General features: G+C 72.7%; 25 protein-coding genes. 12 read left to right on the forward strand and 13 right to left on the reverse strand.

What is annotated here, in order from left to right; all coding sequences use genetic code 11:
• Nucleotides 1-62 precede the first annotated feature (62 nt).
• Nucleotides 63-569: an SPW repeat protein gene (locus tag IE308_RS02165; RefSeq protein WP_110634992.1), complete on the reverse strand. Its 507-nt coding sequence runs from the start codon at nt 567-569 to the stop codon at nt 63-65.
• Nucleotides 570-703: 134 nt separating this feature from the next.
• A complete protein-coding gene (locus IE308_RS02170) occupies nt 704-1,351 on the reverse strand; it encodes a hemerythrin domain-containing protein (RefSeq protein ID WP_190216343.1) in 648 nt (215 codons plus the stop codon).
• A gap of 183 nt (nt 1,352-1,534) precedes the next feature.
• Here IE308_RS02170 and IE308_RS02175 point away from each other — a divergent pair, with 183 nt between their 5' ends.
• From IE308_RS02175 to IE308_RS02185, 3 genes are all read left to right on the forward strand, one after another.
• Nucleotides 1,535-2,071, forward strand: a complete 537-nt coding sequence (locus IE308_RS02175; RefSeq protein ID WP_229908666.1) for a hypothetical protein — start codon at nt 1,535-1,537, stop codon at nt 2,069-2,071.
• A gap of 168 nt (nt 2,072-2,239) precedes the next feature.
• The gene (gene ctaD / locus IE308_RS02180) at nt 2,240-3,979 is read left to right on the forward strand and encodes an aa3-type cytochrome oxidase subunit I (RefSeq protein ID WP_110634986.1); all 1,740 of its coding nucleotides are present in this window, start codon (nt 2,240-2,242) and stop codon (nt 3,977-3,979) included.
• A complete protein-coding gene (locus tag IE308_RS02185; protein WP_110634983.1) occupies nt 3,976-4,335 on the forward strand; it encodes a hypothetical protein in 360 nt (119 codons plus the stop codon). Before ctaD ends, IE308_RS02185 begins: the two co-directional genes overlap by 4 nt.
• Nucleotides 4,336-4,523: 188 nt before the next feature.
• Here the strand turns inward: IE308_RS02185 and IE308_RS02190 are convergent, their stop codons facing one another.
• The 3 genes from IE308_RS02190 to IE308_RS02200 form a co-directional block, all read right to left on the reverse strand.
• Nucleotides 4,524-5,669 carry an FUSC family protein gene (locus IE308_RS02190; protein WP_190216344.1) on the reverse strand — a complete coding sequence of 382 codons (1,146 nt, stop codon included), beginning with the start codon at nt 5,667-5,669 and terminating at the stop codon, nt 4,524-4,526.
• Between the two features lie 72 nt (nt 5,670-5,741).
• A complete protein-coding gene (locus IE308_RS02195) occupies nt 5,742-6,503 on the reverse strand; it encodes a ZIP family metal transporter (RefSeq protein ID WP_190216345.1) in 762 nt (253 codons plus the stop codon).
• Nucleotides 6,504-6,555: 52 nt separating this feature from the next.
• A complete protein-coding gene (locus IE308_RS02200) occupies nt 6,556-8,085 on the reverse strand; it encodes a ricin-type beta-trefoil lectin domain protein (RefSeq protein WP_190216346.1) in 1,530 nt (509 codons plus the stop codon).
• Nucleotides 8,086-8,203: 118 nt separating this feature from the next.
• Here IE308_RS02200 and IE308_RS02205 point away from each other — a divergent pair, with 118 nt between their 5' ends.
• Both IE308_RS02205 and IE308_RS02210 read left to right on the forward strand, forming a co-directional pair.
• Nucleotides 8,204-9,625, forward strand: a complete 1,422-nt coding sequence (locus tag IE308_RS02205; RefSeq protein ID WP_373314480.1) for a cellulase family glycosylhydrolase — start codon at nt 8,204-8,206, stop codon at nt 9,623-9,625.
• Nucleotides 9,626-9,819: 194 nt separating this feature from the next.
• Entirely contained in the window at nt 9,820-10,272 is a 453-nt protein-coding gene (locus tag IE308_RS02210; RefSeq protein ID WP_110634973.1) for an iron chaperone, read from the forward strand.
• Nucleotides 10,273-10,293: 21 nt separating this feature from the next.
• Here IE308_RS02210 and IE308_RS02215 read toward each other — a convergent pair whose 3' ends face one another.
• On the reverse strand, nt 10,294-13,098 hold the full coding sequence (locus IE308_RS02215) for an ATP-binding protein (protein ID WP_229908668.1): 2,805 nt from the start codon (nt 13,096-13,098) through the stop codon (nt 10,294-10,296).
• 151 nt (nt 13,099-13,249) lie between these two features.
• On the opposite strand from IE308_RS02215, the gene IE308_RS02220 reads away from it, so the two are divergent.
• A complete protein-coding gene (locus tag IE308_RS02220; RefSeq protein ID WP_190216349.1) occupies nt 13,250-13,753 on the forward strand; it encodes a pyridoxamine 5'-phosphate oxidase family protein in 504 nt (167 codons plus the stop codon).
• Nucleotides 13,754-13,838: 85 nt separating this feature from the next.
• On the opposite strand, the gene IE308_RS02225 is transcribed toward IE308_RS02220, so the two are convergent.
• Entirely contained in the window at nt 13,839-14,402 is a 564-nt protein-coding gene (locus IE308_RS02225) for a hemerythrin domain-containing protein (RefSeq protein WP_190216350.1), read from the reverse strand.
• A 246-nt stretch (nt 14,403-14,648) separates the two neighbouring features.
• Here IE308_RS02225 and IE308_RS02230 point away from each other — a divergent pair, with 246 nt between their 5' ends.
• The 5 genes from IE308_RS02230 (at nt 14,649) to IE308_RS02250 (ending at nt 18,841) form a co-directional block, all read left to right on the forward strand.
• Entirely contained in the window at nt 14,649-15,431 is a 783-nt protein-coding gene (locus IE308_RS02230; RefSeq protein WP_190216351.1) for an MEDS domain-containing protein, read from the forward strand.
• Entirely contained in the window at nt 15,428-16,390 is a 963-nt protein-coding gene (locus IE308_RS02235; protein ID WP_229908669.1) for an anti-sigma factor RsbA family regulatory protein, read from the forward strand. Before IE308_RS02230 ends, IE308_RS02235 begins: the two co-directional genes overlap by 4 nt.
• A 101-nt stretch (nt 16,391-16,491) precedes the next feature.
• Complete coding sequence (locus IE308_RS02240) at nt 16,492-17,184, forward strand: helix-turn-helix transcriptional regulator (protein WP_190216352.1); 693 nt, start codon at nt 16,492-16,494, stop codon at nt 17,182-17,184.
• A gap of 32 nt (nt 17,185-17,216) precedes the next feature.
• Nucleotides 17,217-17,726, forward strand: coding sequence for a DUF3291 domain-containing protein (locus IE308_RS02245; RefSeq protein ID WP_190216353.1), 510 nt, complete (start codon nt 17,217-17,219; stop codon nt 17,724-17,726).
• A 425-nt stretch (nt 17,727-18,151) separates the two neighbouring features.
• On the forward strand, nt 18,152-18,841 hold the full coding sequence (locus tag IE308_RS02250; RefSeq protein WP_229908670.1) for an esterase/lipase family protein: 690 nt from the start codon (nt 18,152-18,154) through the stop codon (nt 18,839-18,841).
• A gap of 59 nt (nt 18,842-18,900) precedes the next feature.
• Here IE308_RS02250 and IE308_RS02255 read toward each other — a convergent pair whose 3' ends face one another.
• From IE308_RS02255 to IE308_RS02265, 3 genes are all read right to left on the reverse strand, one after another.
• Nucleotides 18,901-20,175, reverse strand: coding sequence for a hypothetical protein (locus tag IE308_RS02255; RefSeq protein ID WP_110634953.1), 1,275 nt, complete (start codon nt 20,173-20,175; stop codon nt 18,901-18,903).
• Nucleotides 20,176-20,313: 138 nt separating this feature from the next.
• Nucleotides 20,314-21,039, reverse strand: a complete 726-nt coding sequence (locus IE308_RS02260; protein ID WP_190216355.1) for a class I SAM-dependent methyltransferase — start codon at nt 21,037-21,039, stop codon at nt 20,314-20,316.
• Nucleotides 21,036-22,022: an urea transporter gene (locus IE308_RS02265; RefSeq protein WP_229908671.1), complete on the reverse strand. Its 987-nt coding sequence runs from the start codon at nt 22,020-22,022 to the stop codon at nt 21,036-21,038. Before IE308_RS02265 ends, IE308_RS02260 begins: the two co-directional genes overlap by 4 nt.
• Before the next feature lie 152 nt (nt 22,023-22,174).
• Here IE308_RS02265 and IE308_RS02270 point away from each other — a divergent pair, with 152 nt between their 5' ends.
• Entirely contained in the window at nt 22,175-23,653 is a 1,479-nt protein-coding gene (locus tag IE308_RS02270) for a glutamate-cysteine ligase family protein (RefSeq protein ID WP_110634948.1), read from the forward strand.
• Between the two features lie 61 nt (nt 23,654-23,714).
• Here IE308_RS02270 and IE308_RS02275 read toward each other — a convergent pair whose 3' ends face one another.
• The 3 genes from IE308_RS02275 to pgm are packed head-to-tail and all read right to left on the reverse strand — an operon-like array spanning nt 23,715 to nt 26,866.
• On the reverse strand, nt 23,715-24,128 hold the full coding sequence (locus IE308_RS02275; protein ID WP_190216356.1) for an SRPBCC family protein: 414 nt from the start codon (nt 24,126-24,128) through the stop codon (nt 23,715-23,717).
• 56 nt (nt 24,129-24,184) lie between these two features.
• Nucleotides 24,185-25,171, reverse strand: a complete 987-nt coding sequence (locus IE308_RS02280; protein ID WP_229908672.1) for a YihY/virulence factor BrkB family protein — start codon at nt 25,169-25,171, stop codon at nt 24,185-24,187.
• 54 nt (nt 25,172-25,225) lie between these two features.
• On the reverse strand, nt 25,226-26,866 hold the full coding sequence (gene pgm, locus IE308_RS02285; RefSeq protein WP_110634940.1) for a phosphoglucomutase (alpha-D-glucose-1,6-bisphosphate-dependent): 1,641 nt from the start codon (nt 26,864-26,866) through the stop codon (nt 25,226-25,228).
• Nucleotides 26,867-26,990: the final 124 nt, after the last annotated feature.

Raw genomic sequence — 26,990 nt, forward strand, 5'->3', positions numbered from 1 at the left:
CCTGTCGGTACGCGGCCCATGCGCTGTTGGGTGCCCCGCCCATGCGCTGTCGGTGCCCGGGGCTAGCGCCCCGTCATGCCGCCGTCGGTCATGCCGCGGCCGGTCATGCCCCGGTCGCCCATGCCGCGGTCGGTCATGCCATGCCCGGACCGGTTCCGCCGGGAGTCACCCGCGGCGGCGCTGGCGGCCATGCCCAGCAGCAGGCAGACGGCCCCGACGATCACGTTGTTCACGACGGTCCTCGTCGTGCTGACGTCACCGGCGATCACCCAGGGCGCGACGATGGTCCACGCTCCCAGGGCGCAGGCCGCCCAGGCCATGCTGTGCGTGCGTTCGTAGGCCCGGCCGAAGCCGCCGCTCATCAGCAGCGCGAAGGCGATGCCGACGATGAGGTTGTTCACCGCGATTCCGGACAGACCGCTGAAGCCCACGATCCAGGGGGAAGCGGCCAGGTAGACGCCGGTGAGCAGGGCGAGCGACTCCACTGCCTGCGCCCTCGGCGTGCTGGTGGCGCGCTCCGCCATCTCGTGGCGCTCGCGCATGGCAACAATGTCGGGATGGGTCTCCATCGACGACCGGGGAGAAGTTGTCACGGCCGTCACCTCCGCGTTCAAGGTCGGTATATGGCGATCCGCCGGGTACCCCCTCGCACCCGGCGGAACCTGCCATTCCCCTCCCCGTCCCGGGCCGTGGCCCGCCGGGTTCAGCCCTTGCCGCCCTCGGCCTTGTGGATCTCGCGGGCCAGCTCGTCCTTGTTCATCGTCGACCTGCCCTCGACGCCCAGCTCACGCGCCTTGTCGTAGAGCTCGGCCCGGGTCTCGCCGGCGTCGTCGTCCGGCGTGTCCGACGTGTCCGGCGTCTGCTTCCGCTTCCCCCCGTCCGTGCCCGTGCCGCCGCCCGCGGCCTTCAGCGGCTGGCCGGCCAGCCGCTGGGAGCGCAGCCGGGCGAACTCCAGGCCCAGCTCCTCCAGCCGGGCGGCGTCCAGTGCCTCCCGCAGGGCGGGGAGGAGTTCCTTCTCCTCCTCCTCGACGTGGTGCTGCACGGCGTCGATCCACTGCTGCAGGGCCTGGTCGAACTCCTCGCTCTCCCAGTCCATCTCCAGCAGGTGCTTGCCCATGTGCTCGGCCTCGTGGTGCTCCTCGGTGGCGTGCTTCGCCTCCGCCTCCTCGCCGGCCTCGCGGGCCAGGGCGGGGTAGACCCCCTGCTCCTCGGCCTCGCTGTGCGCCTCCAGCATGGCGACGGCCAGCGGCAGCGCCAGCGGCCGGGCGCTCTTGTCCGAGGTCATCATCTCGAACAGGCGCTGCAGCTCGCGGTGGTCGGTGGTGAGCAGCGTGATGACGTCGTCAGCCATGGTGGACCTTTCACTCTCCTTGATCGGTTCCCCCGGTGCGGTCGTCCCACCGTGTGCCCCGGACGGCCCGTGTGAAGCACGAGAAGGCAAGCCGTTGCCCCGTACGGCGCACCGGCCGGTGCGTCCGGCCGGGATGGGTACCCGGCGCCGTGCAGAGCCCGGGAACCACGGAGGTGGCAGCAGATGAACGTCCGATCACGCACCCGCACGGCGGCCCTGCACCCCTTCACGAGCTCCCGGCCGGACCTGCTCGCCATCTACCTGAACGACCATCTGACGGGTGCGACGGCGGGCCTGGAGCGGGCCCGTCATCTGCAGCGGACCGCCGAGGGCTCGGAGCTGGGTACGGCCCTCGGCCCCGTCGTGGCCGAGATCGCCGAGGACCGGGAGAGCCTGCTGGAGATCATGCGGGACCTCGGGGTCCCCGTCCGGCGCTACCGGGCCGGAGTCGGCTGGGCGGCCGAGAAGGCCGGCCGGCTCAAGGGCAACGGCCGACTCCTGCGCCGCTCTCCGCTGAGCAGCGTGCTGGAGCTGGAGGCCCTGCGGCTCGGCGTCGAGGGCAAGGCGGCCGGCTGGCAGACGCTGCGGCGGCTCGCCGCCGGCGACCCCCGGCTGGACGCCCGGCGGCTGGACGATCTCCTGGAGCGCGCCCGGCGCCAGCGGGACGTCATCGAGGAGTGGCGCATCCGCCGCGCCGGCCAGGTGCTGCGGCAGGAATAGGGCCCCGCGGACGCCGAAACCCCGGGACGGGGTCCATTCGGGTGTCTTCGTCATGCGTTTGGCGGTGTGTCGCGCCCGGCGGGCTCCGCCCGGGACCGCGTGCGGCCAGGATGAGCGCACTGGCATGGGGGCGCGTGCCCTTCACTCTTTCCGAGAGAGAAACAACTCGTGAGCATCGTCAACGAGCCTCAGGGTTCCACGACCGAAGAGCAGTATTACCAGGACGAACTCCCCGTCCGGCGCAAGCGGCCCGGCAATGTGGTCGTGAAGTGGCTGACGACCACGGACCACAAGACGATCGGCACGCTCTATCTGTCGACGTCGTTCGCGTTCTTCCTGATCGGCGGCGTGATGGCGCTGCTCATCCGTGCCGAGCTCGCCCGGCCGGGTCTGCAGATCGTCTCCAACGAGCAGTACAACCAGGCGTTCACGATGCACGGCACGGTGATGCTGCTGATGTTCGCGACGCCGCTGTTCGCCGGTTTCGCGAACTGGATCATGCCGCTGCAGATCGGCGCCCCGGACGTCGCCTTCCCCCGGCTGAACATGTTCGCCTACTGGCTGTACCTGTTCGGCTCGCTCATCGCGGTCGGCGGCTTCCTCACGCCCCAGGGCGCGGCCGACTTCGGCTGGTTCGCGTACACCCCGCTGTCGGACGTCATCCGCTCCCCCGGTCTCGGCTCCGACCTGTGGATCATGGGTCTGGCCTTCTCCGGTTTCGGCACCATCCTGGGCTCGGTCAACTTCATCACGACGATCATCTGCATGCGCGCCCCCGGCATGACCATGTTCCGCATGCCGATCTTCACCTGGAACGTGCTGCTGACCGGTGTCCTGGTCCTGCTCGCCTTCCCGGTCCTCGCCGCCGCGCTGTTCGCGCTGGAGGTGGACCGCAAGTTCGGCGCCCACATCTACTCCCCCGCCAACGGGGGCGCCCTGCTGTGGCAGCACCTCTTCTGGTTCTTCGGCCATCCGGAGGTGTACATCATCGCGCTGCCGTTCTTCGGCATCATCACCGAGGTCATCCCGGTGTTCGCCCGTAAGCCGATCTTCGGCTACATGGGTCTGGTCGCCGCCACGATCGCGATCGCGGGTCTGTCCGTGACCGTGTGGGCGCACCACATGTACGTCACCGGCGGTGTGCTGCTGCCGTTCTTCTCCTTCATGACCTTCCTGATCGCCGTCCCGACCGGTGTGAAGTTCTTCAACTGGATCGGCACGATGTGGAAGGGCGCGCTGAGTTTCGAGACCCCGATGCTGTGGGCGACGGGCTTCCTGGTGACGTTCCTCTTCGGCGGTCTGACCGGCGTCATCCTGGCGTCGCCGCCGCTGGACTTCCACGTCTCGGACTCGTACTTCGTGGTGGCGCACTTCCATTACGTCGTGTTCGGCACGGTCGTCTTCGCGATGTTCGCGGGATTCCACTTCTGGTGGCCGAAGTGGACGGGCAAGATGCTCGACGAGCGCCTCGGCAAGATCACCTTCTGGACGCTGTTCGTCGGCTTCCACGGCACCTTCCTGGTGCAGCACTGGCTGGGCGCGGAGGGCATGCCGCGCCGGTACGCCGACTATCTCGCGCAGGACGGATTCACCGCCCTGAACACGGTCTCCACGATCGCCTCGTTCGTGCTCGGCGCGTCGATGATCCCGTTCCTCTACAACGTGTGGAAGACGGCCAGGTACGGCAAGCCGGTCGGCGTCGACGACCCGTGGGGCTACGGCCGCTCCCTGGAGTGGGCCACCTCCTGCCCGCCGCCCCGGCACAACTTCCTCACCCTGCCGCGCATCCGCAGCGAGTCCCCGGCGTTCGACCTGCACCACCCCGACATCACCGAACTCGACCAGAAGCAGCTCACCGGCAAGCGCGACGCCATCGACGCCGCCGGACACGAGGGCGAGCGCCGGTGAGCAGGGCGCCGGGTTCCCGCGGCGGGCGACCGGCGGCGGCGCTCGCGAACGACGTCGAGGGCTACCTGCGCGCCCAGACCGACCTGGAGCAGGCGCGGCGCGCGGCGGAGGCCTTCTGCGCCCGCCTGCCGTGGCTGACCACCGCGCAGGCGGACGAGGTGGCCCGGCACTTCGCGGACGAGCACGTCCAGCTCACCCGCGAGATGCTGACCCGGACGGTACGGCGGGCCGCCGAGCTGCGCGGCGAGTACCAGGCCCGCTACGACGAGCTGCGGCACCGCCTGCTCGTCCGGCACACGGTGGCCGCGTGCGCCCTGCTCGGCTGCTGCTCGCTCGCCCTTCTGCTCGCCCGCTGACCTAGGCCGTGTCTTTCGGATCACCCCGGGGCCGCGGGGCTTGGCACGCACATCTGCCGCGTTGTCGTCGGTTGCCGATGCTCCGCATCGACGCCCTGCTCCGCCTTGCAGCTGCACGCACCAAGCCCCGCTCACCGGCACCACCAAGGCGCCGCGCCCCGGAGTCGGGCCGATCCGAAAGACATGGCCTACTCGTCGTACGGGGGCTCGGACCACAGCGCGTCGGTGAGCCGGCGGGCGTCCATGAGCAGGGAGCCGTACAGCGCGACCCACTCCGGTTCGCCCGCCGGTTTGCCGGCCAGCAGGCGGCGCAGCCGGTCGTGGCTCGCGCGGACCTCCTCGACGCGCCGGCGCAGACGGTCACGGGCCTCGGTGTCGTCCTCGTCGAGGACCGTGCGGCCGAAGGCGTCGACCGCCTCGGCGACCTCGGACAAGAAGCGCTGGTACGGCACCAGGGCGTCGCTGTCGGGGCGCGGCGCGGCCGGTTCCTCCGCGGCGGCCTCGGCCAGGGTGCGCGTGAGGTCGGTGAGGTAGGCCGCCAGCTCCTCCAGGACCGAGAGGGTACGGCGGTAGGGCGCCCGCATCCGCCGTACCCGGGCGCGCCGCCGGCGGGCGGGGTTCAGCCGCTCGCTCTCCCTGCTGTGCCGCAGCGCGGCGCGCGCCTCGTCCAGCAGGCGGAACAGCCGGCGGGCCCGGCGGTCCCAGTCCTGGGCCCGGTCGTGGTCCCAGGCCTCGTCCAGCCCCTCCGCGACGGCGCGGAGCGTGTCGGCCGCCTCCTGAACGGTCTGGGCGACGGCCCGGTGGGTGTCGCGCAGGTGGACCGGCGGCAGGACGAGCATGTTCACGGCCACGCCGACCGCCGCTCCGAGCAGTGACTCCAGGACTCGGGCCACGGCGGAGTCCAGGCTCGGTCCCGGCGAGGTGAGCGTGAACAGGGCGGTGGTGGCGGCGTACATGCCCTGGTCGCCCAGCCTGGGCCAGCTGCCCAGGAGCAGCACCACGGGCAGGACGACGACCATGGCCAGCCAGGGGTCGCCCAGCGCCATGCCGCCGGCGGTGGCCAGCACCGTGCCCAGGGTGATGGCGACCGCCTGCTGAAGGGCTTGGGCGAGGGACTCGTAGACCGTGGAGCGGACGAGGAGGACGGCCACCCAGGGCGCGATGAAGGAGAGCGGCGCGTTCAGCCAGTGGCTCGCGATCAGCCAGGCCACCAGGGCCGCCAGGGCGGCTTTCAGCGACTGCACCACCAGGTCCCGCTCGCGGCCGGGGCCCTGCCAGGCGCGCTGTGCCGCCCGGCCGAGGGCCGTGACCTCGTCCCGGGACGTCTCCCTCATCTGCCTCGTCGTCATCACGCTGGGCCCAGTGCCACACAACCGGGCCTCCTATGCGTGTCCCGGGCGGGCCGGTCAGGCGTGGGACAGCGCGAAGGACAGCAGGAAGCCGGCGACGGTGACCAGTCCGGTCGCGAGGTGGGCCTCCTCGAAGGCCTCCGGGATCATCGTGTCGGCGATCATGGTGAGGATCGCGCCGGCGGCCACGGCGGTCACGGCGGCGACCACCGCGGGCGAGAAGTTCCCGACGACGGTGTAGCCGAGGACCGCGGACAGGGTGCTGGCGGCGGCGATCGCTCCCCAGACGCCGAAGACGTATCCCCGGCCGCGCCCGGCCCGGCGCATGCCCGCGGAACTGGACAGTCCTTCCGGGATGTTGCTGAGGAAGACCGCCGCGACCGTGACGAAGCTGACGGTGCCGCCGTCGAGCAGGCCGACGCCGATCACCGCCGACTCGGGGACGCCGTCGAGCAGCGCTCCCAGCGCCAGTGCCATGCCCGAGCCGCCCTGTTCCTGCTCGGACGGCTGGCGGTGCGTCTCGGCGTGGCCGGAGCGCTTGCGGTGGCGTGCGCCGCGGCGCGCCAGCCACAGGTTGCCGAGCGTGTAGGCCGCGGCCCCGGCCAGTGTTCCCAGGGCGGCGGGGCCGAGGCCGCCCTGTTCGTAGGCCTCGCCGACCAGTTCGAAGGAGACCGCGGACAGCAGCACGCCGGCCCCGAAGGCCATCACCAGGGCGATGACCTTCTGCGGGACGCGTACCCCGTATCCCCACGCCGCTCCGAGGAGCAGCGCCGAGCCGGCCAGCAGGCCCCAACCGCCCGCTTGCAGCACCAGTGACATGGAGCCTCGTGTACCCCGGCGCGCCGCATTGATCACACGGCGCGCCGGCCGGTCACGACAGGAAGCGCTGGCCGGCCGAGCCGTCGCAGGTCCGCAACCGCAGCGGTTCGCGCGGGGCGGCGTGGGCGAGGCAGAGCGCGGGGGCGGCCGCCGGGCGGATCGTGGCGCCGTCCCGGAGGAACGCCTGGTTGGCCGCGCCGGAGCAGTTCCAGACGATCAGCGCGGTGCCGTCCCGGTACTGGGCGCCGGGGACGTCCAGGCAGCGGTCCTGGGTGAGCTGGGTGTGGAAGGTCTGCCGGGACGTGTCGTACCACCACTGCTGGTTGCGGGTGCCGGCGCAGTCCCAGCCGAGGACGGCGGTGCCGTCGGCGCTGGCGGAGCCGCTGACGTCCATGCAGCCGCCGGTCGCCTGGTTGCGCACGGGCCGGTAGACGTCGTCCCAGGCGTACGGGAAGAGCGTCGGCCGGCCCGCGGAGGCGACGTCCGCGCAGGAGGCCTCGCGCAGGCCGGAGGCGTAGAACTGGGTGAGGCAGGACGCGAAGGCGGCGTGGCCGCGGACGTTGGGGTGGAAGGACTGGCGGACGGAGTTCTCGTCCGGCAGGCCGGGCTTGGACAGGTCGATGTACAGGCCGCGGGCCCAGGTGTCCTCCATGCAGACCTCGTGGCCGTGGAAGAGGCGGGAGTTGTCCAGGTACAAGGCTCCGGTGTCGGCGGCGGCCCGGCGGATGCCGCGTTCGAAGGCGGGTACGGCGGTGTCGCGGCCCCAGACGGTGTCGGAGTCGTAGCCGAGTCCGCCGCAGGCGAGCTTGCCGGGGAAGGCGGGGTTGTCGCGGAAGTCCGGGCCGATGGGGCTCGGGTAGCTCATCACGACGAGTTTGTAGTCGCCGTCGGTGTAACCGGCCTCGCGCATCACGGACTTCAGGTCGCGGACGGTCTGCTCGACCTTCGGGACCAGGCCGTCGACGCGGGCCTGCCAGCCGGGGGCGTACTTCGGTGCGCACGGGCCCTGCAGGAGCAGGTAGCGCTCGACGCAGTCGGTCATGACGGGGCCGAACTGGAGGTCGTCGTTGGCGCCGACGACGAGCAGCACCATCTTGATCCGGGTGGTGCGGGCCTTCACGGCGAGGCTGTCGCTCTGGAGCAGCTCGTCGGCGTACTGGGGTGTGCCGCCGATGCGGATGTTGGCGGTGGAGGCGCCGGAGCAGGCCACGTTGTAGGTGAGGTCGGCGGCGATGCCGGTGCGGTGGATCGCGGCGTCGGGTGAGCGGTGGCACCAGTTCGAGGGGCCGTTGGTGGGCGGTTCGTACGTGCCGACGCCCTCGCCGGAGATCTCGCTGTCGCCGAGGGAGATCAGCGCGGTCTTCCGCTCGGCGAGCGGGCGTTCGGCGGGGTCGCCGTAGAGCGCGGTGGCCTCCCTGGCCCGGACCGCCTCCAGCGCGGGCGGCAGCGGGGCGGAGGCCGCCGCCCGTGTCTCGGCGCCGGTCGCGGCGGACGCGGTGGCGGGTACGGCCGCGGCCGTCGCGGCGAGAACGGCGGCGGCCGCGCCGGCGAGCCGGCGCAGTCGGTACCGGGAGCGTCTCATGACACCTCCTGGACGTGTGGTTACCCCCGGTATGTACTGGCCGGTAGCCGCGAGGGGAATACCTCCGGCGAGAAAAAGTGAGGGAATGTCACATTCCGCCTCCTGGAGGGTGCTCGTGCTGCGAACCGCCCTGACGGCCGCGCTGACGGCCGCTGCCCTGCTCGTCCCGGTCCCGACGGCCGGATCGGCGCCGCCCGCCGTCCCGGCCGCCTCCGCCCCGACCGTCTCCGTGCCGCCCGCTTCCGTGCCGCCCGACGCCGGGGCGATACCCCGTCTCACCGACCGGCAGGGGCGTGAGCTGACGCTGCGCGGCTGGAACGTCGAGGACAAGACGCACCGCGGCGAGGCGGCCCTGTCGGCCGTCACCGAACGGCACTTCCGCGACCTGCGCGCGCACGGCTTCGGCTTCGCGCGCCTGCTGGTGTTCTGGGACGACCTGGAGCCCGAGCCGGGCCGGTACAGCGCCGGGTACCTGAGGAAGATCGACCGCGTGCTGGACTGGGCCGCCCGCTACGACGTGCGGGTGCTGATCGACGCCCACCAGGACGTCTTCGGACCGGCGTTCGGGCACCGCGGGGTGCCGGCCTGGGCGACCCGGACCGACGGGCTGCCGTTCACCCCGCACCCGGACGACTGGTTCGCCGAGTACTTCGAGCCCGCCGTCCAGCGCGCGTTCACGCATCTCTACGAGGACGCGGACCTGCGGCGCGCCCAGGCCGAGGCGTGGCGGGTGCTCGCCCGGCATGTCGCCGGCCACCCGGCCGTGTTCGGCTACGACCTGATCAACGAGCCGATGGGCGAGCCGCACGAGGGCGAGGACCTGCCGGCGGCCGCCCGCCGCATCGAGCGCGAGCAGCTCACGCCGATGTACAACCGCCTCGCGGACGCGATCCGTTCGGCCGACCGCGACGCGTGGCTGTTCGTCGAGCCCACCCCCGTGGTGGGCGAGGGCGTGCCGACCGGACTCGGGCGCGTGGACGACCCCAAGGTGGTCTACGCCCCGCACTTCTACAACACGGCCATGGAGGCGGGCGCGGACTACGACCCCGGTGCGGGCTGGATCGAGGCGTACGAGCAGGCGGTGGTCGAGTACCCGCGGCGGTACGGCGTGCCGGTGGTGGTCGGCGAGTGGGGTCCGCCGGACAGCTCCCTGCCGGGCATGGGCCGCTTCTACCGCGACGCGATGGCGTCCCTGAGCCGGTACACCTCGGGCTGGGCCGGCTATGTGTGGTGCTACGGCGGCGGATACTGCGCCGTGGACGGCTCGGGTGCCTTCCGCCCGCACAAGGAGCTGACCGCCGAGCCGTACGCGCCGAGCGTGGCCGGCACGGTGCGGTCGGCGTCGTACGACCCGGAGGCCGGCGTGTACCGGCTCGTCTACCGGGCGGCGCGGTACGGCCCGCGGGTGACCGAGCTGTCGCTGCCGCCCGGGCGGTGGCGGGTGGCGGCGGACGCGGTGGTGCTGCGGACGGCGCCGGGCCGGGCGTGGATCGTCGCCGCCCCGGGCCGGGACGGGACGGTCGCCGTGCGGCGGGGCTGATCCCGTCGAGGAGGCGGGAGTCCAAGGCCGCGGCGGCGTCGCCGGTCGGGGCTCGTCCCGCGGGTCGTTCTCCGTGGAGGTTTCCGTGGTGACCACGGAGGCGCTCCGTGGCTCCGGACGCGATGCTGTGACCACGGCGATCGGGCCCGGTACGGGATCCCGGTCGCGACCTACGACGGACAGGAGTGCCCACCATGGCCGGCACGCGCAAGAGCACGTACGAGGGGTTCACGGCCGAGGAGCGGGCCGCGATGAAGGACCACGCGGCGGAGCAGAAGAAGGCGGCGCGGCGGGGGTCGGCCGCCGAGAAGGCGGCGGAGGCGGAGCGGGACGTGCTGGCGAAGATCGCCGAGCTGGAGGGCTCCGACCGGGTCCTGGCCGAGCGGGTCCACGCCCTCGTCACGGCCGCGGCCCCGGTGCTCGCGCCGAAGCTCTGGTACGGCATGCCCGCGTACGCGCTGGACGGCAAGGTCGTCTGCTTCTTCCAGAGCGCGGCGAAGTTCAAGGCGCGGTACGCGACGCTGGGCTTCAACGACGCGGCCCGGCTGGACGAGGGCGCGATGTGGCCCACAGCGTTCGCGCTGACCGAGGTGACGCCCGAGGTGGAGGCGCGGATCACGGAGCTGGTGAAGCGGGCGGTGGGCTAGGGCGTGTCGAGGTGAGGCCGGTCAGGCCGTCGGGCGCGGCGCGAGGCCGAGGGCTGTGAGGGCCGTGTGACCGGTGGCGGTGTGCTCACCGCCGGCGAGGAGCAGGGTGCGCGCCGCCTGGTAGGGGCAGCCGGCCTTCTCGAACGCCGCCGCGGTGGCCAGTTGTCCCGGCAGGTCGCCGTCGAGCAGCGCCTGCGCGCGGTCGACCTGGGCGGTGGCGACCGGGTTCCCGGCGACCACGGTCCGGGCGGCGGCGATCCGGGCCGGGGCCTCCGGGTGTCCGGCGAGGACGGCCGCCTCCGCCCGCAGGGCCACGTACCAGTGCAGCCAGACCCAGGACACCCACTTCCACACCTGCTCGGGCTCCGGCGCGACCCGCTCCAGGGCCGCGTCCGGGTCGCCGTGGTGGAGGAGGACCATGGCGTCGAAGACCGCGCCGTAGCCGCGACGGTGCTCGGGCTCGTTGCCCGCCTCGTCGACGACCGCGCGCCAGGCCGCCCGGGCGTCGTGGTCGCCGCGCAGGCCGTGGATCATGGCGACCGACGCGGCGGCGGGGCCGAGGTGGTACGAGCGCGGACGGCCGCCCCGTTCCCACGCGTCGAGGAAGTGCGCACCGGCGGCGAGCACGTCGTCGCCCCGGCCCCCGAGCGCGTCCACGACCAATAGCCAGGACCTGGTGTGGTGCCCCACCTCGGCCAGCAGCGGATGGCCGGCGAGCCGGGCGCCCCACTGCCGGGCCTCCGGCAGCCGGCCGACGCCGACGGCGCTCGCGGCGGCCATGCCCAGGGCGTCCAGCAGCTCGCGCGCGGCGGCCGGGCCGGACGGCAGCGGGCTCAGGACGTCGAGCCGGCGGCGGGCGGCGGATGCCGCGCCGGAGGGGTCGCCCGCCCAGGTGCGGGCGCCACAGAGCGCGTCGAGCGCCGCCGACTCGGCAACGGGGTCGTGTGCGCGGCGTGCGAGGCCGACGGCCCGTTCGGCGCGGCGGACGGTCTCCTCGGTGGTGTTGTCCACCGCTCCCTGGACCGCGCCGTACGCGTCCGCGATCACCGCCGCCTCGGCCAGCGCGACGGCCGCCTCGGCGCCCGGGTCGCCGGTGGCGGGCAGCGTCCGCGCCGCCGCGAGCAGGTCGGTCACCTCCTGCCGGCCTGGTATCCGCGCGAAGGTGCTGGAGAAGCGGTATGCGTTGGTGGCGGCCTCCGCCAGGTCGCGTGCCGCGCCGGCGTCGTCCCCGGCCCGGGCGGCGGCCTCGGCGGCCGCGCGATGCAGGCGGAACATGTCGTCGCCGCACATACGGCACCCGGCCACGGCGGCGGCCTGCCGCAGCGACTCGGCGGCCAGGGCCGGGGCGTCCGTCAGGGCGGCCGCCTGCTCGTACCGCTGCTGGCTCTCGCCGAGCAAGGTGCGGGAGAAGGCCAGGTCGGCGAGGGACACGGCGAGGCGGTGGGCGTCCGCGCGGCGTTCGGGACGGCCGGCGGTCCAGGTGAGGGCCGCGCGCAGATCGTCCGCCACGGCGTCGAACCGGGCCCGCCAGTGCGCGCCGGAGGTCTCGCGGAGAGCCGAAGCCGCCGTCAGGCACCACGTGACGTGCCGGGACCGTACGTCGGTCAGTTCGCCGGCGTCGGCGAGCCGTTCCGCGCCGTACTGACGGATGGTCTCCAGCGCGTGGTACCGCGTCCCGCCGGCCGGGGACGGGGTCACGGCGAGCAGGCTCTGCTCGGCGAGTCTGCCGAGCCCGTCGACGACGGCTGCCGGGTCCAGGGGCGGGAAGCCGGCGACGCCGACCGCCGCCTCGGCGGTGAACGGCGCGACGAACACCGACACCCTGCGCAGCAGGGCCCGGTCGTGCGGTGGCAGCAGGTCATGGCTCCAGTCGAGCACCGCCCGCACCGAGCGGTGCCGGTCGTCGGCGCGGGTTCCGCCGGTCAGGATCCGCAGCGGGTCGGCGAGACCGGCGGCGAGGCCGTCCAGACCGAGCGTGGCCCAGCGCGCGGCGGCCAGTTCGATGGCGAGGGCCACGCCGCCGAGGCGTTCGCAGACGGCGACGACGCCCTCGCCGTCGGCCGGACCGGGCGGCAGGCCGACGGCCGCGGCCCGCTCCATGAACAGGGCGACCGCCTCGGAGTCGTCGCCGCCGTCCCGGGACAGCGGCGGCAGGGGGAAGACGCGTTCGAAGGGGACCATGAGGCGGGCCCGGCTCGTCACGAGGACGCGCAGCCGCGGGCAAGCCGCCAGCAGCCGCTCCAGGAACGGCGCGACGCCGTCGCGGACGTGCTCGCAGTTGTCCAGCACGAGCAGCGCCCGCCGGTCCGCGAGCGCGGCGGACACGGCGTCGTCGAGGTCGCGCCCGGGCTGCTCGCCCACCCCGACGGCGGCGGCGACCGCGGCCCCGACCCGGCCCGGTTCGGTGACCGGCACGAGGTCGGCGAACCACACCCCGTCGGCGAAGTCGTCCGCCGTGTCCGCCGCGACGGCCAGCGCCAGGCGGGTCTTGCCGACACCGCCCGGGCCGGTCAGCGTCACCAGCCGGTTCGCCTTCACCGCCTCGGCCAGGTCCCCGCGCTCGCGCACCCGTCCGACGAACGACGTCAGCGGCGCCGGCAGCGCGGGCGCCGAGCGTGCCCGGCCGGTCCCGCTGTCGGCCTCGGCCGCGTGCCGGGCGAGCGCCCGCCGGTCGGGCAGCGCGAGCTTGCGCAGCAGGGAGGAGACGTGCGACTCGACGGTGCGTACGGAGATGAACAGCCGGGCGGCGATCTCCGCGTTGCTCAGGTGCTCCCCCAGCAGGGCGAGAACGTCGGCTTCCCGGGCGGAGATCACTGGAGTGGACACGCGATCATTATCGGTCGTGGCGGTGTCCGTCGTGGGCCTCGCGTCGGTTTCCGTGGCGGACTCCGTGGCGGTTTCCGTGGCCGGCACGGAGGCGGTGGGCGACCGGTCCGGGAGAGGCTGCGGCCAGGACCCACGACCGAGAGGAACGACCATGACGACGACGCCTCCCACCGCGCACAAGGACACCCCTGCGGCTCCGGCGGGTCCGGAACCCCGTTCCCGTGCCCGGCGTCGGCGCGACACCGAGGGGCGCCTCGCCCACGACGTCGACGTGTGGGTGGCGAGCGCCTCGGCGGACGGCGTGCCGTACCTGGTGCCGCTGTCGTTCGACTGGGACGGCGAGGCGCTGCTGGTGGCGACGCCCGCGGACAGCCCCACCGGCCGGAACCTGGCCGGCACCCGGGTGGCGCGCCTGGCGCTGGGCCATACCCGCGACGTGTCGGTGATCGACGGCGAGGTGGCCGACGTGCTGGAGATGGACGCGCTGCCGAGGGAGCGGGGCGACCGGTTCGCCGTACGCACCGGGTTCGACCCGCGCACCCTGGCGACGCCGTACCGCTGGTTCCGCATCGTCCCCCGGCATGTCCAGGCCTGGCGTGAGGAGAACGAACTGTCCGGCCGCCGGCTGATGCGCGAGGGGCGCTGGCTGGTGTGACGGGCGGCCGACGCGTCGCGCCGGCCGCGTGACCGCCCGGGGCCGGCACGCCGTGCCGCGGCGGCGTGCCGTGACGCCGGCTGCCTCAGCCCTGCTTTCCGCGGCCGGTGAGCATGTCGCGCAGGCGGTCGACCAGGCCGGCACCGGGTGCGAGGAGTTTGTTGGCGGGCGGGGTGTCCGGCGCGGACGGGTGCGGCCGGGTGGGCGCGTGCTGCTTGGCCGTGCGGACCTTGTCGCCCAGCTCCCGCAAGGCGTCGGCGGAGCAGACGTCGGCCAGCATCGGGAAGACCCGGTTCTCCTCGTCGCTGACGTGGCCCGCGACGGCGTTCTTCAGCCGCAGGATCAGCGTGTCGAAGCGACCGTCGCCGGGCCGGCAGTCCTCCAGCTCCTTGAGCATGCGCTCGACTTCGCCGTGCTCGGTGATCTCCTGGTCGGCGAGGTCGTCTCCCCCGTCGACGTACCGGCGTACCGTCGGGTACAGGTACTGCTCCTCGGCCACCGAGTGCCGGACCAGTTCCATGGTGAGCCGGTCCGCCAGTTCGCGTCGCCGTTCGTCCGCCCCGGGCAGCGCTTCGATCTGCGCGAAGAGTTCCTCCACCTCCCGGTGGTCCGCCGTCAGTTCCTCGATGACGTTTCCGCCGTGTCCCATGGTTCTCCACTCGTCGTCTTCGAAAGGAAGGCCGGCTGTGTGCGGCACCCCACCCGGCACCGATACCTTCCACGCGGGCGGCGGCGACCTCACGCGACTCAGGCACTTCACCCCGGTGGCCGACGGAACCCGGCCGGTCGCCCCGAGGGCGCCGCGTCGAAGAGCCGGACGTTGCCTGGCACCCCGTGCCGGGTTCGCGGACATGCATGTCAGTAAGGTGGGCATGCGCAGGAACGGGAGGGACCGGTGAGAGCGGCACACACTCTGGCGACACTCGACGAGATCGGCTCTGGCGACCACGTATGCCAGTTGCTGGGGCCCGCCGACGACGTCATGGACCGAAGCAGGGCCTTCGTCGCGGACGGGGCACTCTTCGGGGACAAGGTCGTGATCGTCGGATCGGCGGTCACCGCCGGCAGCGAGTTCGCCCCGATGGTGCTCGACCCGTCCCGGACGGGCGGCTCCCTCCTCGCCGCGGTGCGCCGCGAGGCGGCGAGCGCCGGGCGGGAGGGCTTCCGTTCCCTGCGGGTGCTCCACCATGTGACACCCGGCACCGGCGCCGGAGAGCCGGAGCGGTTGTTGCGCAGTGAGCTCGATCTGGAGGAGTTCGCCGCCGACAGCGGGGCTCTGGTGGTGTGCGCGTACAGCGGTGCCGACTGGGACGCATCTACACTGGAACAGGTCAGGTGTGTGCATCCCCACCACCTGGGCAGCCGTCCGGCGTCACCGGCGTTTCAGGTGTACCGGACGGGAAAGGACGGCTGGACCGTGGACGGGGTCATCGACAGCGACGGTGCCGCGGCGTTCGGGGCCATCCTGCGTACGCTGCTTGCGCAGACGGCGACCGTGCGTCTGCTCTGCCGTGACCTGGAGTTCTTCGACGCGGCGGGAATGAGCGCGCTGGCCGACGCGGCCCGGCTGCTCCCGGACCGCAAGGTCGTCCTGGAAGGGACCAACGACACCGTACGGCTGGCCTGGGAGCTGTCCGGCTTCGCCGCGCCCGCGGTTCCGGTGGTGATGGCGCCGTGAGCTCGCCGTCCCGCCCCGCTGTCCCCTCACCCGAGCCCCGGACCGGGTACCGGCACGAGCTGTACCCGTACTCGGGTCCGGACGAGTTCCTGGAGGGCACCCTGGGGTTCATCCAGGACGCCCTCGACGGTGACGAAGCCGTGGTCGTGGCTGTCCCCCACCGCAAGGCCGCCCTGTTGCGCGCCGAGCTGCCCGAGCACAAGGCCGTCCGCTATGTCGACACCACCGGCGTGGCGCGCCACCCCGGCCGGCTCATCGGAGCCTGGCAGGAGTGGATCAGGGAGCACACGTCCCAGGGGCGTCCGGTGCGTGGCATCGGCGAGTCGCCCTGGGAGGAGGCCCGCAGCCGCCCCGAGGTGGAGCAACTGCGGTATCACGAATGGCTCCTCAACAAGGCGTTCGCCGACGGTCCGGCCTGGTGGCTGCTGTGCCCCTACGACACCGCCGGCGAGTCGGCCGCGGTGCGTGAGATGGCCCGCTGCCACCCGGAGATCCGTACCGCCGACGGCACCAGCCCGTCGCAGGACTACGACCCGCAGGCTCCGTTCGCCTTCGCTCCGCTGACCCACCCCTGCGATCCGTACGACGAGTTCGTCTACACCCAGGGTGACCTGTCCGCGCTGCGCGAGAAGATCGCGGCCTGCGCCCAGCAGCACGGCCTGAACGGTCGCCGGCTGCGCGAGCTGCATCTGGCCGCCACCGAAGTGGCCAGCAACAGCATCCGGCACGGCGGAGGCCGGGGCGTGCTGCGCACGTGGAGCGAGGATCACCGGATGGTGTGCGAGTTCCGCGACGCCGGCTACATCGACGACCCCCTGCTGGGACGGTCCAGGCCCGACCACAGCCAGGTCGGCGGCCGGGGCCTGTGGCTCGTGCACCAGCTGTGCGACATCGTCGAGATCCGCTCCACTCCGGAAGCGGGCACCACGGTCCGTCTCCACACCCATCTGCCGGGGTGATGCCGCGCGTCGGCACCGGAGCGGCTGCGATCGGGCCGACGGCCGGTGCCGGATGATCCGCGCCTTCTATCTCCAATCCGCGTTGTTCCTAGAATGGCCCGATGGAGGACATCGACGCGATCGCGGCACTGCAGGACCCGGTGCGGCGCCGCCTGTACGAGTACGTGGCGGCGCAGGGCCGCGAGGTCGGCCGTAACGAGGCGGCCGACGCGGCCGGGGTCACCCGTACCCTCGCCGCCCACCACCTGGACAAGCTGGCCGAGGCCGGACTGCTGGAGAGCGGCAGCCGCCGTCTGACCGGGCGGTCCGGGCCCGGGGCGGGCCGACCCGCCAAGGTGTACACGCGGGCGCGGGAGGAGCGGACGGTGTCACTGCCGGCCCGCGACTACCGCACCGCCGCCGAACTGCTCGCCGAGGCCGCCGAGGAGGCCGGACTCGACACCGGCCTGACGGCCGCCGCACGCCGCCGGGGCGCGGCCCTGCGCGACTCGACGGCGCCCTGCGGGGACCTCGACGAGGCCATGAGGCTGCTCGCCACGCGCGGATACGAGCCGTACGCGGCGGGCGCGTCTGACGACACCGAGGAGGCGCCCGGAGCGACGGAGCGTGTCGTACGGCTGCGCAACTGCCCCTTCCACGCGGTCGCCGAACGCTTCCCGCCGCTCGTCTGCGGCATGAACCTCGCGCTGCTGGAGGGACTTCTCGGCACGGACGGTCCCGTCCGCGCCCGTATGGACGCCCGGCCGGGAGAGTGCTGCGTGGTCCTCGAAGCTTCTAAAAACAACGAGCATTGACATAGAAACCGGGGGCGTGCTGGGATGTGGTCATGACCGCACCCCAACACGCCTTCCACTTCGCCCAGTTCAACGTCGCCAAGCTGCTCCACCCCCTCGACGACCCGCACACGGCGTCGTTCGTCGAGCTGCTCGACCCGGTCAACGCGAGCGCCGACGCCGCGCCCGGATTCGTGTGGCGGCTCGCGGAGGAGGGCGCGAGTGACGCCACCGGCATGCGTCCGGCGGGCGAGGACGTCATCGTCACGCTGTCGGTGTGGGAGTCCCGGCAGGCACTGTGGGACTTCACCTACCGCAGCGGACACCTGGACGCGATGCGGCGGCGCCGCGAATGGTTCGAGCGGCACGTCGAGGCGCACCTGGTCCTCTGGTGGGTTCCCGCCGGCCATCTCCCGACCCTCGACGAGGCGATGGAGCGGCTGGCCGACCTGCGCGCGAACGGCCCGTCACCGCGGGCGTTCACCTTCGCCTCCGCCTACACCGCGGAGGAGGCCGCGCGGCACCTCACCTCCGGGGCGGCCGGGGACACGACGGCGGCATAGGGCAGGACAAGGGAACGGGGCTGGACGAGGGCACAGGGCAGGGCGGCGGGACGGGGGAAGGCCGGCCGCCTTCCGCACAACGACGCATGAGGGGCCGCGGGACGGGCGCTCGGGCCGGCACCACGGGGGTGTGACGGACCGGGCGCCTTCGCGCGCCCGCCCGGGCGGGCCGTACGCGCACACAGGGCCAAGGGCCGCACCTCTTTCTCGTGCACGCCTCTTGACCTCCGATACCTACCGGTCAGTACTCTCGCGCCACCCTCACTGACACGGCTGCCCCCGTCCCCCAGCGGTCCGGCAGACCGCACCTCGGCATGCCCCGCAGGCCCGCAGGCCCAGCTCCCGTGACCCGGGAAGCCCCAGCGCTGCCCCCGTCAGAACGCGCCGACGAGCGCCGTCCCCGACCCCACCCCCGGAGTCCCCACGTGAAGAAGACCCTTGCCGCCGCGGCCGCCGCGGCGGCCGGTGCCCTGCTCGCCGTACAGGTGTCCCTCCCCGCCCAGGCCGCGAGCGGCTCCACCTTCAACTCGACCAGCAACCCTGTGCTGTTCGTGCACGGCTACACCGGTGACGCGAGCAACTGGAACACCATGGCGGACCGCTTCCGAGCCGATGGCTGGCCCGCCTCCTACCTCGACCAGTGGTCCTATGACTGGCGTCAGTCGAACGTCACGACGGCCCAGCAGCTCTCCGCCGAGATCGACCGTCTCCTCACGGCCACCGGCGCCGCCAAGGTCGACATCGTCAGCCACTCCATGGGAGGGCTCTCCTCCCGCTACTACCTGAAGAACCTCGACGGAACCGCCCGGGTCGACGCCTGGGTGTCGCTGGGCGGCCCGAACCACGGCACGGACAGCGCGAACTCCTGCCTGGACACGTCGTGTACCGAGATGCGGATCGGCTCCGAATTCCTCGCCGCTCTCAACTCCGGTGACGAGACGCCGGGTTCGGCCCGTTACGCCACCTGGTGGTCGCCCTGCGACACCGTCATCAACCCGGACAGCTCCGTCGCGCTGTCCGGCGCGACCAACACCCGGACCGCCTGCCTGAGCCACACGGGCCTGCTGACGGACGCGACCGTGTACGCCCAGACGCGCGACATGATCAACCGCTGATCCCTCTCATCGTGCCCCGGCAGACAAGAGGCCGTCCGCCGGGGCGCGATGGCAGGTGGTTACGAGCCGTCCGCGTGGACGGCGTACACGTACCGCTTGCCGGCGTACTCGCTGAGGTTCCAGATCACGTTCTCGCTGTACGCCCAGCCGGACGCGGCGCTGCTGTGGAAGCTGAGGTCCTCGCAGCCGACGGCCAGGTCGCACACGTAACTCGCGGTCGAGGCGCCGGAGGTGAACGTGCGCAGCGCTCCCGCCGAGGAGCCGTTGCTCGTGGCGAGGTAGTGCTTGCTGCTCTGGGAGACCACGCCCTGGATCTTCTGCTGTCCGACCGTCACGGCCTCGGAGGCGGTCGGCGAGGAGATCTGCCGGTTGGTGTAGTCGAGGTTCCAGCGGACCACCTTGGGCGTGGTGGTGGGGGCGCCGGTGCCGTTGTAGGTGCCGTCGGTGTAGTCGACGGTGCCGGAGACCGAGTACTCGCTGACGACGAGGGAGTCGGGGCTGCTGGCGCGGTCGAGGCCGATGGCGCTGTAGCGCAGGTACTTGCCGGCGTTGTCGTAGGCGGCGCTCTGCGGCAGGACGTACTGGTAGGAGTACCCGTAGTACTGGCCGTCGGTGTGCAGACCGCACACGTCCTTCTCGGCGGTGGCGACCTGGAAGATGGTGTTGAGGTCGAAGACCCGCAGACCCTTGTAGGTGTCGACCACGTACAGCAGGTTGCCGTACCACATGATGCCGCCGGCGTGACGGCGCACGGGGTTGAAGGAGTACTCGCCGGAGGCGGTCTTGACCGGCTCGACCAGCAGGACGTGCCGGTAGGTCGGCGCGGAGGCGTTGGTCATGTCGACGAAGGACAGGCGCACGCCCTTGTCGATCGGGTACTCGTCGACGCCGTCGCCGTCCGGGTCGGTCTCGAAGTACCACGAGACGAGGACGGCCTTGCGGCCGCCGCTCGACGGGTACAGGCCGCTGCCGTAGGCGTCGGCGCTGGTGGTGACGCCCTGCGGGATCCAGTAGTCGACGGTCTGGTCGCCGCTCTCCCAGGTGAAGCCGGCGGCGAAGGCGTCGACGGTGCTGGGGGCGCTGGTGAGGCGGGTGGCGCTGCGGTTGGTGTCCGCGAGGACGGCGCTCGCGTCCACCTTGGTCAGCTTGGTCGCCAGGCCGGCGTTGAGGTCGGCGAACTGCCCGTAGCTGTTGCCGGTTCTGCTGGTGAGGGCGAACTGACTTGCGTCGATCGTGGCCGCCTCGGCGCTCGTCGCGGTCAGCAGGCTGCCTGCGGCCGCGACGAACGGCGCGGCGCCCAGGCCCTTGAGAATCGCTCTCCGTGTCATGTTCATGGGCCGGAAAGGTACGTGTATTCGATCACGGAACACAACCTGCCCTCGCGCCGGGGTCCCGGTAAGCGCTCTCCACTCTTCCGACGGACCGTCAGGAGAGGGGGTGGTTCTGTCGACGAGAGCCGGAGTCCGGTAGCGCTACGGGCGGCGCGCCAGGAAAACGAACTCCTTGCCCGGCCGGTCGGGTGCGTCGCGGACGTCCTCCAGGACGTATCCCTCGGCGGCCAGGTCCGTCTCGATCTCGTGCCGTTCGCGGAAGCGCAGCGTCGAGTCGGAGGTCAGCGTCCGTCCGTCCGCCGTGAAGACGTACGTCCAGCGGAACGACACCAGAGGCCCGTCGACCTCCGTGACGTCGACCCAGCTCTCGACCGCGCCGGCGCCGGGGACCTCCGTCACGGCGTACGAGGAGGCGCGGTTCCACTGCTCCCAGGCGCGCCTGGCGGGGTCCCGGGTCTCGAACACCAGGCGCCCGCCGGGCCGCAGTGCCGCGTGGGCGGCGCGCAGGGTCCGCCGCCAGGCCCGCGGATCGGTGATGTGCTGGGCGACGTTCGCCGTCATCGTCGCGAGGTCCGCCCGGAGCGGCGGCAGCGCGGTCGCGTCCCCGTGGATCCAGCGGACGCGCTCCCCGCCGGGCTTGGCCCGGGCGACGTCGAGGGAGGCGGCGGCCGGGTCGACCCCGACGACGTCGATCCCGCGTTCCGCCAGCAGCAGGGCGAACACGCCGGTCCCGCAGCCGATGTCCAGCACGCGCCGCGCCGCGGACTCCTCGGCCAGGCGCACATAGGGGTCGAGGTCGCCTCGGTCGGGGTCGAGGGCGTCGTAGAGGGCCGCGAGCCGCGGGTGGGCGAAGCACTCGTCCGTCATGGGGCCGACGGTAGGCGCAGCCGCCTCCGCACGGCCAACGGGTTTCCGCGGCGCCGCCCCCGGGAGGCGGTGAGGCGCGGGAAGGACCGGGCGGCGAGCAGGAAGGCGAGCGTCGTCAGCACGAAGGGCCAGGTGAAGGCGTGGCCGCCGGCCAGGGCGGCGACGGCCGGGGTCACGGCCGTCGCGGTGGCCGCGCCGAGCAGCGCGTACGGCAGGGTGGCCGGCGTCGCCGGCAGGAGGGCGCCGCACAGGGCGAGGGCGGTGAGCACCGCGTTGCAGCCGAGGGTGCCGTCGGCGACGCGCGCCGTGGGGGCGCCCAGTGCCCAGGCGGTCAGGACGCCGGTCGCGCTGCCGGCGCACGCCACCCAGCCCGCCGTGCGGTTCGCCAGGAAGAGGGCGGCGAGCAGCAGCGCCCCGGCGTACCAGCGGTCGAGGAAGAGGATCTGGGCGATGGTGTGGAAGAAGGCCTGAGCGATGACGTCCGGGGGCAGCGCGGCGGGGGTGGCGGCGAGGGCCGGGGTGCCGCCGGGGGGCGGGCGGAGGCGTTCGAAGGCGGGGGCGGCCGTCGTCAGTGCGGTCGCGGCCAGACAGAACGGCGCGGTCAGCGCGGGCAGTTGCCACACGGACAGCAGGCGGCTCAGGGCCGCTGTGGCGATCGTGACGACGACGCAGCCCGCGGCGGCGAGCAGCGCCGTGGCCGGCCGGGCCGGGCCGAGGAGCGCCGCGCAGCCGAGCGCGAACAGGGCGGGGTTGAGGCCGTCGAGCCCGGACCCGGCCCGTTCGCGGGTGGTGCCCAGCAGGCGGGCGATGGCGGTGCCGAGGGCGGCGCCGCCGAGCGCGTAGGCGCCGTAGCGCCAGTCGACGGTGCACAGCGCCACGCAGAACAGGGCGCCCGTGCGGCCGTCGGTCCGGAACAGCACCTGGGACAGCCCGCGCAGGGCCTGCCGTCCGAAGCCCCGGAGGCCTCCCGGAGTCCAGCTCACGTTCCCCCCAAGGAACACACTTTCACATTGTGGAATTTAGTTTCCATTAATGATACCGGGTGTTGAGGGCGCCGTCCCGCCTTGGTGCGAGCGCTCGCGCGGTGGGACGCTGGGGGGATAGGTGGCCGAGCAGGGAAACCTGGGAGGGGCCGATGGGACGGGACGTTCCCGCGCTGGTCTTCACCCGAGAGGACCGCCGCCGGTACCGGAGCAAGATGCAGCAGTGCCTGGACGCTCTCGCCCAGATGCTGCGCGAGGAGCGGTTCGAGTCCGAACGGCCCCAGGTCGGCCTGGAGATCGAGCTGAACCTGGTCGACGACCGCGCCGAACCGGCGATGTGCAACGTCGACGTGCTGGAGGCGATCGCGGATCCGGCCTGGTCGACCGAGCTGGGACGGTTCAACCTGGAGATCAACGTGCCGCCCCGGCGGCTGACGGCCGGCGGGCCCGACGCCTGGGAGCAGGAGATCCGGGCGGCGCTCAACCACGCGGAGCAGCGCGCCGCGTCGGTGGGCGCCCACCTGATCATGGTCGGGGTCCTGCCCACGCTGCGGCAGGAGAACGTGGGCGCGGCCGCGCTATCCGAGAATCCGCGCTACCACCTGCTCAACGACCAGATCTTCGCCGCCCGCGGCGAGGACCTGCACATCGAGATCGACGGCCCCGACCGGCTGCGCACCTACGCGGACACCATCACCCCCGAGGCCGCGTGCACCAGCACGCAGTTCCACCTCCAGGTCTCTCCGGCGGAGTTCGCCGACTACTGGAACGCGGCCCAGGCGATCGCCGGCGTCCAGGTGGCGCTGGCGGCCAACTCGCCGTTCCTGTTCGGCAAGGAGCTGTGGCACGAGACGCGGATCCCGCTGTTCGAGCAGGCGACCGACACTCGCCCGGAGGAGATCAAGGTGCAGGGGGTGCGTCCCCGGGTCTGGTTCGGGGAGCGCTGGATCACCAGCGTCTTCGACCTGTTCGAGGAGAACCTGCGTTACTTCCCGGCGCTGCTGCCGATCTGCGACGAGCAGGACCCCGCCGAGACGCTGGACCGCGGGGACATCCCCGAACTGGGCGAGCTGACCCTGCACAACGGCACCATCTACCGCTGGAACCGTCCCGTGTACGCCGTCACCCACGACACCCCGCACCTGCGGGTGGAGAACCGGGTGCTGCCGGCGGGCCCCACCGTCGCCGACACCCTCGCCAACGGCGCCTTCTACTACGGCCTCACCCGCGCCCTGGTCGAGGAGGAACGCCCGGTGTGGTCACGGATGTCGTTCTCCGCGGCCGAGGACAACCTGCACAGCGCGGCACGCCACGGGATGGACGCCCCGCTGTACTGGCCGGGCATGGGCGAGGTGCCGGTCCCCGAGCTGGTGCTGCGGCGGCTGCTGCCGCTGGCCCACCGGGGCCTGGAGCTGTCCGGCATGGACGACGCCTGGCGCGAGCCGCTGCTCGGCGTCATCGAGCAGCGGTGCGTCACCGCGCGCAACGGCGCCGTCTGGCAGAAGGAGGTGTTCCACCGTCTGCTCGCCGCCGGCCACGGGGGACGGCACGAGGCGCTGCGCCGCATGACGGCGCTGTACACGGACTACATGCACCTCAACGCGCCGGTGCACACCTGGCCCGTCGACTGACCCCGCCCGCGCCGGCCGTGCCGGGCAGGGCGGACGGGGCGTTCGCGCCGGGCGGGGCCGCTCAGCCGCCCGCGTTGTCCACGCGCAGCCTGACCTGCTCCTCCAGCCGGCGCAGGCTGCTCTCCAGTGCCTCGGCGACGGCCTGCTCGCCGGGGTCGTGGTCGTCGTCGAAGAACGACAGGTGCACGGTCACCTCGCTGGCCCCGCTGTCCAGGCCGGCCACCTGCAGCCAGCCCGCGTAGCCGCCCTGCTCGCGGGTGCCCCACTCCAGGCGCATCTGCTCGCGCCGCGCCCGCAGCAGCGCGGAGGTGTCCTCGTCGGTGCGGTCCGCGTGCACGGTCACGGCCGGCGGATCCTCGGCGTGTACGTGCAGGGCATGCGGCAGCCAGGCGTCCAGTTGGTCCACCTGGGCGGCCTGGTCGAAGACGTGCTCGGGCTGGGCAGGCATCGTGCGCGAACGCTCGTACTCGGTCATCCCGCACCCTTCCTCGGAATCGGAGTCGCAGGTGTGTCACTGAAGCGGTCACCGGGTCACTGGCTCAGCCGCCGCTGGTCCTCCTCGTCCCACGCGCGCGTGTCGCGCGGCGGCAGATACGGCTCCTCGTGCGGGGACATGCCCCCGGCGATCGCCCGCTGGCGGGCCAGCTCGGCGTCGAACTCCAGGCCGAGCAGGATGGCGATGTTGCTGATCCACAGCCACACCAGGAAGACGATGACGCCGGCGAGGGTGCCGTAGGTCTTGTTGTACGAGGCGAAGTTGGCCACGTACAGCGCGAAGCCGGCCGAGGCGATCAGCCAGATCAGCAGCGCCAGCACACTGCCCGGGGTGATCCACTTGAAGCCGCGGTTCCTCACGTTGGGTGCGGCCCAGTACAGGATCCCGATCATGATGGTGACAAGGACCACCAGGACCGGCCACTTGGCGATCGCCCAGACCGTCAGGGCCGTGTCGCCGATGCCCAGCGCGTCGCCCGCCTGCCGGGCGAGAGCGCCGGTGAACACGACGATCAGCGCGCTGGCGACGGCCAGGACGAGCAGGACCACGGTGACGCCGACCCGGACGGGCAGCACCTTCCACACCGGACGGCCCTCGGGCATGTCGTAGACGGCGTTCGCGGAGCGGATGAACGCCGCGACGTATCCGGAGGCCGACCAGACGGCCAGGACGATGCCGACGACCGCCATGAGGGACCCGACCCCGCCGCGGCCCTGGAGCTGCTCGACCGCGTTGGTGATGATGTCCCGGGCCGAGCCGGGGGTGAGCTTCTTCAGGTTGTCGAGGACCTGGTCAGTCGCCGACTTGCCCGCGATGCCGAGCAGGGAGACCAGCACGAGCAGCGCGGGGAACAGCGACAGCACTCCGTAGTAGGTCAGCGCCGCCGCCCGGTCGGTGAGCTCGTCGTCCTTGAACTCCTTGATCGTGCCTTTGAACACCGCCCACCAGGACTGCTTCGACAGCTGGGTCGGCTCGTCCGGCGGGCGGTGACCGTCGGTGGGTTCCTCTTTATTTCCGGCCATACCACCCGGAGTAACCGCGACGGGCCGTGCCATGCCCGCCGCGGGGTACGGCTGTCAGCCGCCGAGGGCGGCCAGGACCACGCCCTTGGCCTCCTCCTGCACCCGGGCCAGGTGGTCCGGGCCGAGGAAGGACTCGGCGTAGATCTTGTACACGTCCTCGGTGCCGGACGGCCGGGCCGCGAACCAGGCGTTGGCGGTGCTCACCTTGATGCCGCCGATGGCGGCGCCGTTGCCGGGCGCCTCCGTGAGCACGCCGGTGACGGGCTCGCCGGCCAGGGTGTCGGCGGTGACCTGCGCGGGCGAGAGCTTGGCGAGCAGCGCCTTCTCCTCACGGGTGGCCGGGGCGTCGGTGCGTGCGTAGGCGGGGGCGCCGAAGCGGTCCGTCAGGGCCCGGTAGTGCTCGGAGGGGGTCTTGCCGGTGACGGCGGTGATCTCCGAGGCGAGCAGCGCGAGGATGATGCCGTCCTTGTCGGTGGTCCACACCGAGCCGTCGCGGCGCAGGAAGGAGGCGCCGGCGGACTCCTCGCCGCCGAAGCCGAGCGAGCCGTCGACCAGGCCGTCCACGAACCACTTGAAGCCGACGGGCACCTCGACGAGCCGGCGGCCGAGGTCGGCGGCGACGCGGTCGATCATGCCGGACGAGACCAGCGTCTTGCCGACCCCGGCGTCGGCGGGCCACTCGGTGCGGTGGGCGTACAGGTAGGCGATGGCGGTGGCCAGGTAGTGGTTGGGGTTCATCAGGCCGCCGTCGGGGGTGACGATGCCGTGCCGGTCGGCGTCGGCGTCGTTGCCGGTGGCGATGTCGAACCGGTCGCGCCGCTCGATGAGGGAGGCCATGGCGTGCGGCGACGAGCAGTCCATGCGGATCTTGCCGTCCCAGTCCAGCGTCATGAACCGCCAGGTGGGGTCGGTCAGCGGGTTGACCACGGTCAGGTCGAGCCGGTGCTGCTCGGCGATCCGGCCCCAGTACGCCACGGAGGCGCCGCCGAGCGGGTCGGCGCCGATGCGGACGCCCGCGGAGCGGATCGCGTCGAGGTCGAGGACGGCGGGCAGGTCGGCGACGTAGCTGCCGAGGAAGTCGTGGCGGCCCGTCGTGGAGGCCGCGAGCGCCCGGGCGTACGGGATGCGGCGGACGTCCTTCAGGCCTGCGGCGATGATCTCGTTGGCCCGGTTCTGGATCCAGGAGGTGGCGTCGGAGCCGGCGGGGCCGCCGCTGGGCGGGTTGTACTTGAAGCCGCCGTCGGCGGGCGGGTTGTGCGAGGGGGTGACGACGACGCCGTCGGCGAGGCCCGAGGTGCGGCCCCGGTTGTGGGTGAGGATCGCGTGCGAGACGGCCGGGGTCGGGGTGTAGCCGTCGGCCTGGTCGATGAGGACGGTGACGTCGTTGGCGGCGAACACCTCCAGCGCGGTGATCCGCGCCGGCTCGGACAGGGCGTGGGTGTCGGCTCCCAGGAACAGCGGCCCGTCGGTGCCCTGCGCCGTGCGGTACTCGCAGATGGCCTGGCTGGTCGCGGCGATGTGGTCGTCGTTGAAGGCGGTCGCCAGCGACGATCCGCGGTGGCCGGACGTCCCGAAGGCGACGCGCTGGTCCGGGTCGGCCGGGTCGGGGTGCAGCGTGTAGTACGCCGTCACCAGTCGGGCGACGTCGACCAGGTCCTCGGGTCCGGCCGGCTGCCCCGCTCGCTCGTGCTGCATGCGCCCACTCCTCCACACAGGTCACGCACTGAGGTCGTGCATCGGTTCGCGATCTCATCTTCCCTCCTCCGGGAGGGGATCCCTACCGCGCAGGCCGCTTCGGCACGTTCCCGCCGCCCTTCGG

The sequence above is a fragment of the Streptomyces griseosporeus genome (assembly GCF_014656055.1).
Classification (GTDB): Bacteria; Actinomycetota; Actinomycetes; order Streptomycetales; family Streptomycetaceae; genus Streptomyces; species Streptomyces griseosporeus.

Excerpts from the sequence above, each read along its gene's own strand:
- IE308_RS02165 (WP_110634992.1), bottom strand. The coding sequence starts at position 569 with ATGGAGACCCATCCCGACATTGTTGCCATGCGCGAGCGCCACGAGATG.
- IE308_RS02170 (WP_190216343.1), bottom strand. The coding sequence starts at position 1,351 with ATGGCTGACGACGTCATCACGCTGCTCACCACCGACCACCGCGAGCTG.
- IE308_RS02175 (WP_229908666.1), top strand. The coding sequence starts at position 1,535 with ATGAACGTCCGATCACGCACCCGCACGGCGGCCCTGCACCCCTTCACG.
- IE308_RS02190 (WP_190216344.1), bottom strand. The coding sequence starts at position 5,669 with ATGAGGGAGACGTCCCGGGACGAGGTCACGGCCCTCGGCCGGGCGGCA.
- IE308_RS02195 (WP_190216345.1), bottom strand. The coding sequence starts at position 6,503 with ATGTCACTGGTGCTGCAAGCGGGCGGTTGGGGCCTGCTGGCCGGCTCG.
- IE308_RS02200 (WP_190216346.1), bottom strand. The coding sequence starts at position 8,085 with ATGAGACGCTCCCGGTACCGACTGCGCCGGCTCGCCGGCGCGGCCGCC.
- IE308_RS02210 (WP_110634973.1), top strand. The coding sequence starts at position 9,820 with ATGGCCGGCACGCGCAAGAGCACGTACGAGGGGTTCACGGCCGAGGAG.
- IE308_RS02220 (WP_190216349.1), top strand. The coding sequence starts at position 13,250 with ATGACGACGACGCCTCCCACCGCGCACAAGGACACCCCTGCGGCTCCG.
- IE308_RS02225 (WP_190216350.1), bottom strand. The coding sequence starts at position 14,402 with ATGGGACACGGCGGAAACGTCATCGAGGAACTGACGGCGGACCACCGG.
- IE308_RS02240 (WP_190216352.1), top strand. The coding sequence starts at position 16,492 with ATGGAGGACATCGACGCGATCGCGGCACTGCAGGACCCGGTGCGGCGC.
- IE308_RS02245 (WP_190216353.1), top strand. The coding sequence starts at position 17,217 with ATGACCGCACCCCAACACGCCTTCCACTTCGCCCAGTTCAACGTCGCC.
- IE308_RS02255 (WP_110634953.1), bottom strand. The coding sequence starts at position 20,175 with ATGAACATGACACGGAGAGCGATTCTCAAGGGCCTGGGCGCCGCGCCG.
- IE308_RS02260 (WP_190216355.1), bottom strand. The coding sequence starts at position 21,039 with ATGACGGACGAGTGCTTCGCCCACCCGCGGCTCGCGGCCCTCTACGAC.
- IE308_RS02270 (WP_110634948.1), top strand. The coding sequence starts at position 22,175 with ATGGGACGGGACGTTCCCGCGCTGGTCTTCACCCGAGAGGACCGCCGC.
- IE308_RS02275 (WP_190216356.1), bottom strand. The coding sequence starts at position 24,128 with ATGACCGAGTACGAGCGTTCGCGCACGATGCCTGCCCAGCCCGAGCAC.
- IE308_RS02280 (WP_229908672.1), bottom strand. The coding sequence starts at position 25,171 with ATGGCCGGAAATAAAGAGGAACCCACCGACGGTCACCGCCCGCCGGAC.
- pgm (WP_110634940.1), bottom strand. The coding sequence starts at position 26,866 with ATGCAGCACGAGCGAGCGGGGCAGCCGGCCGGACCCGAGGACCTGGTC.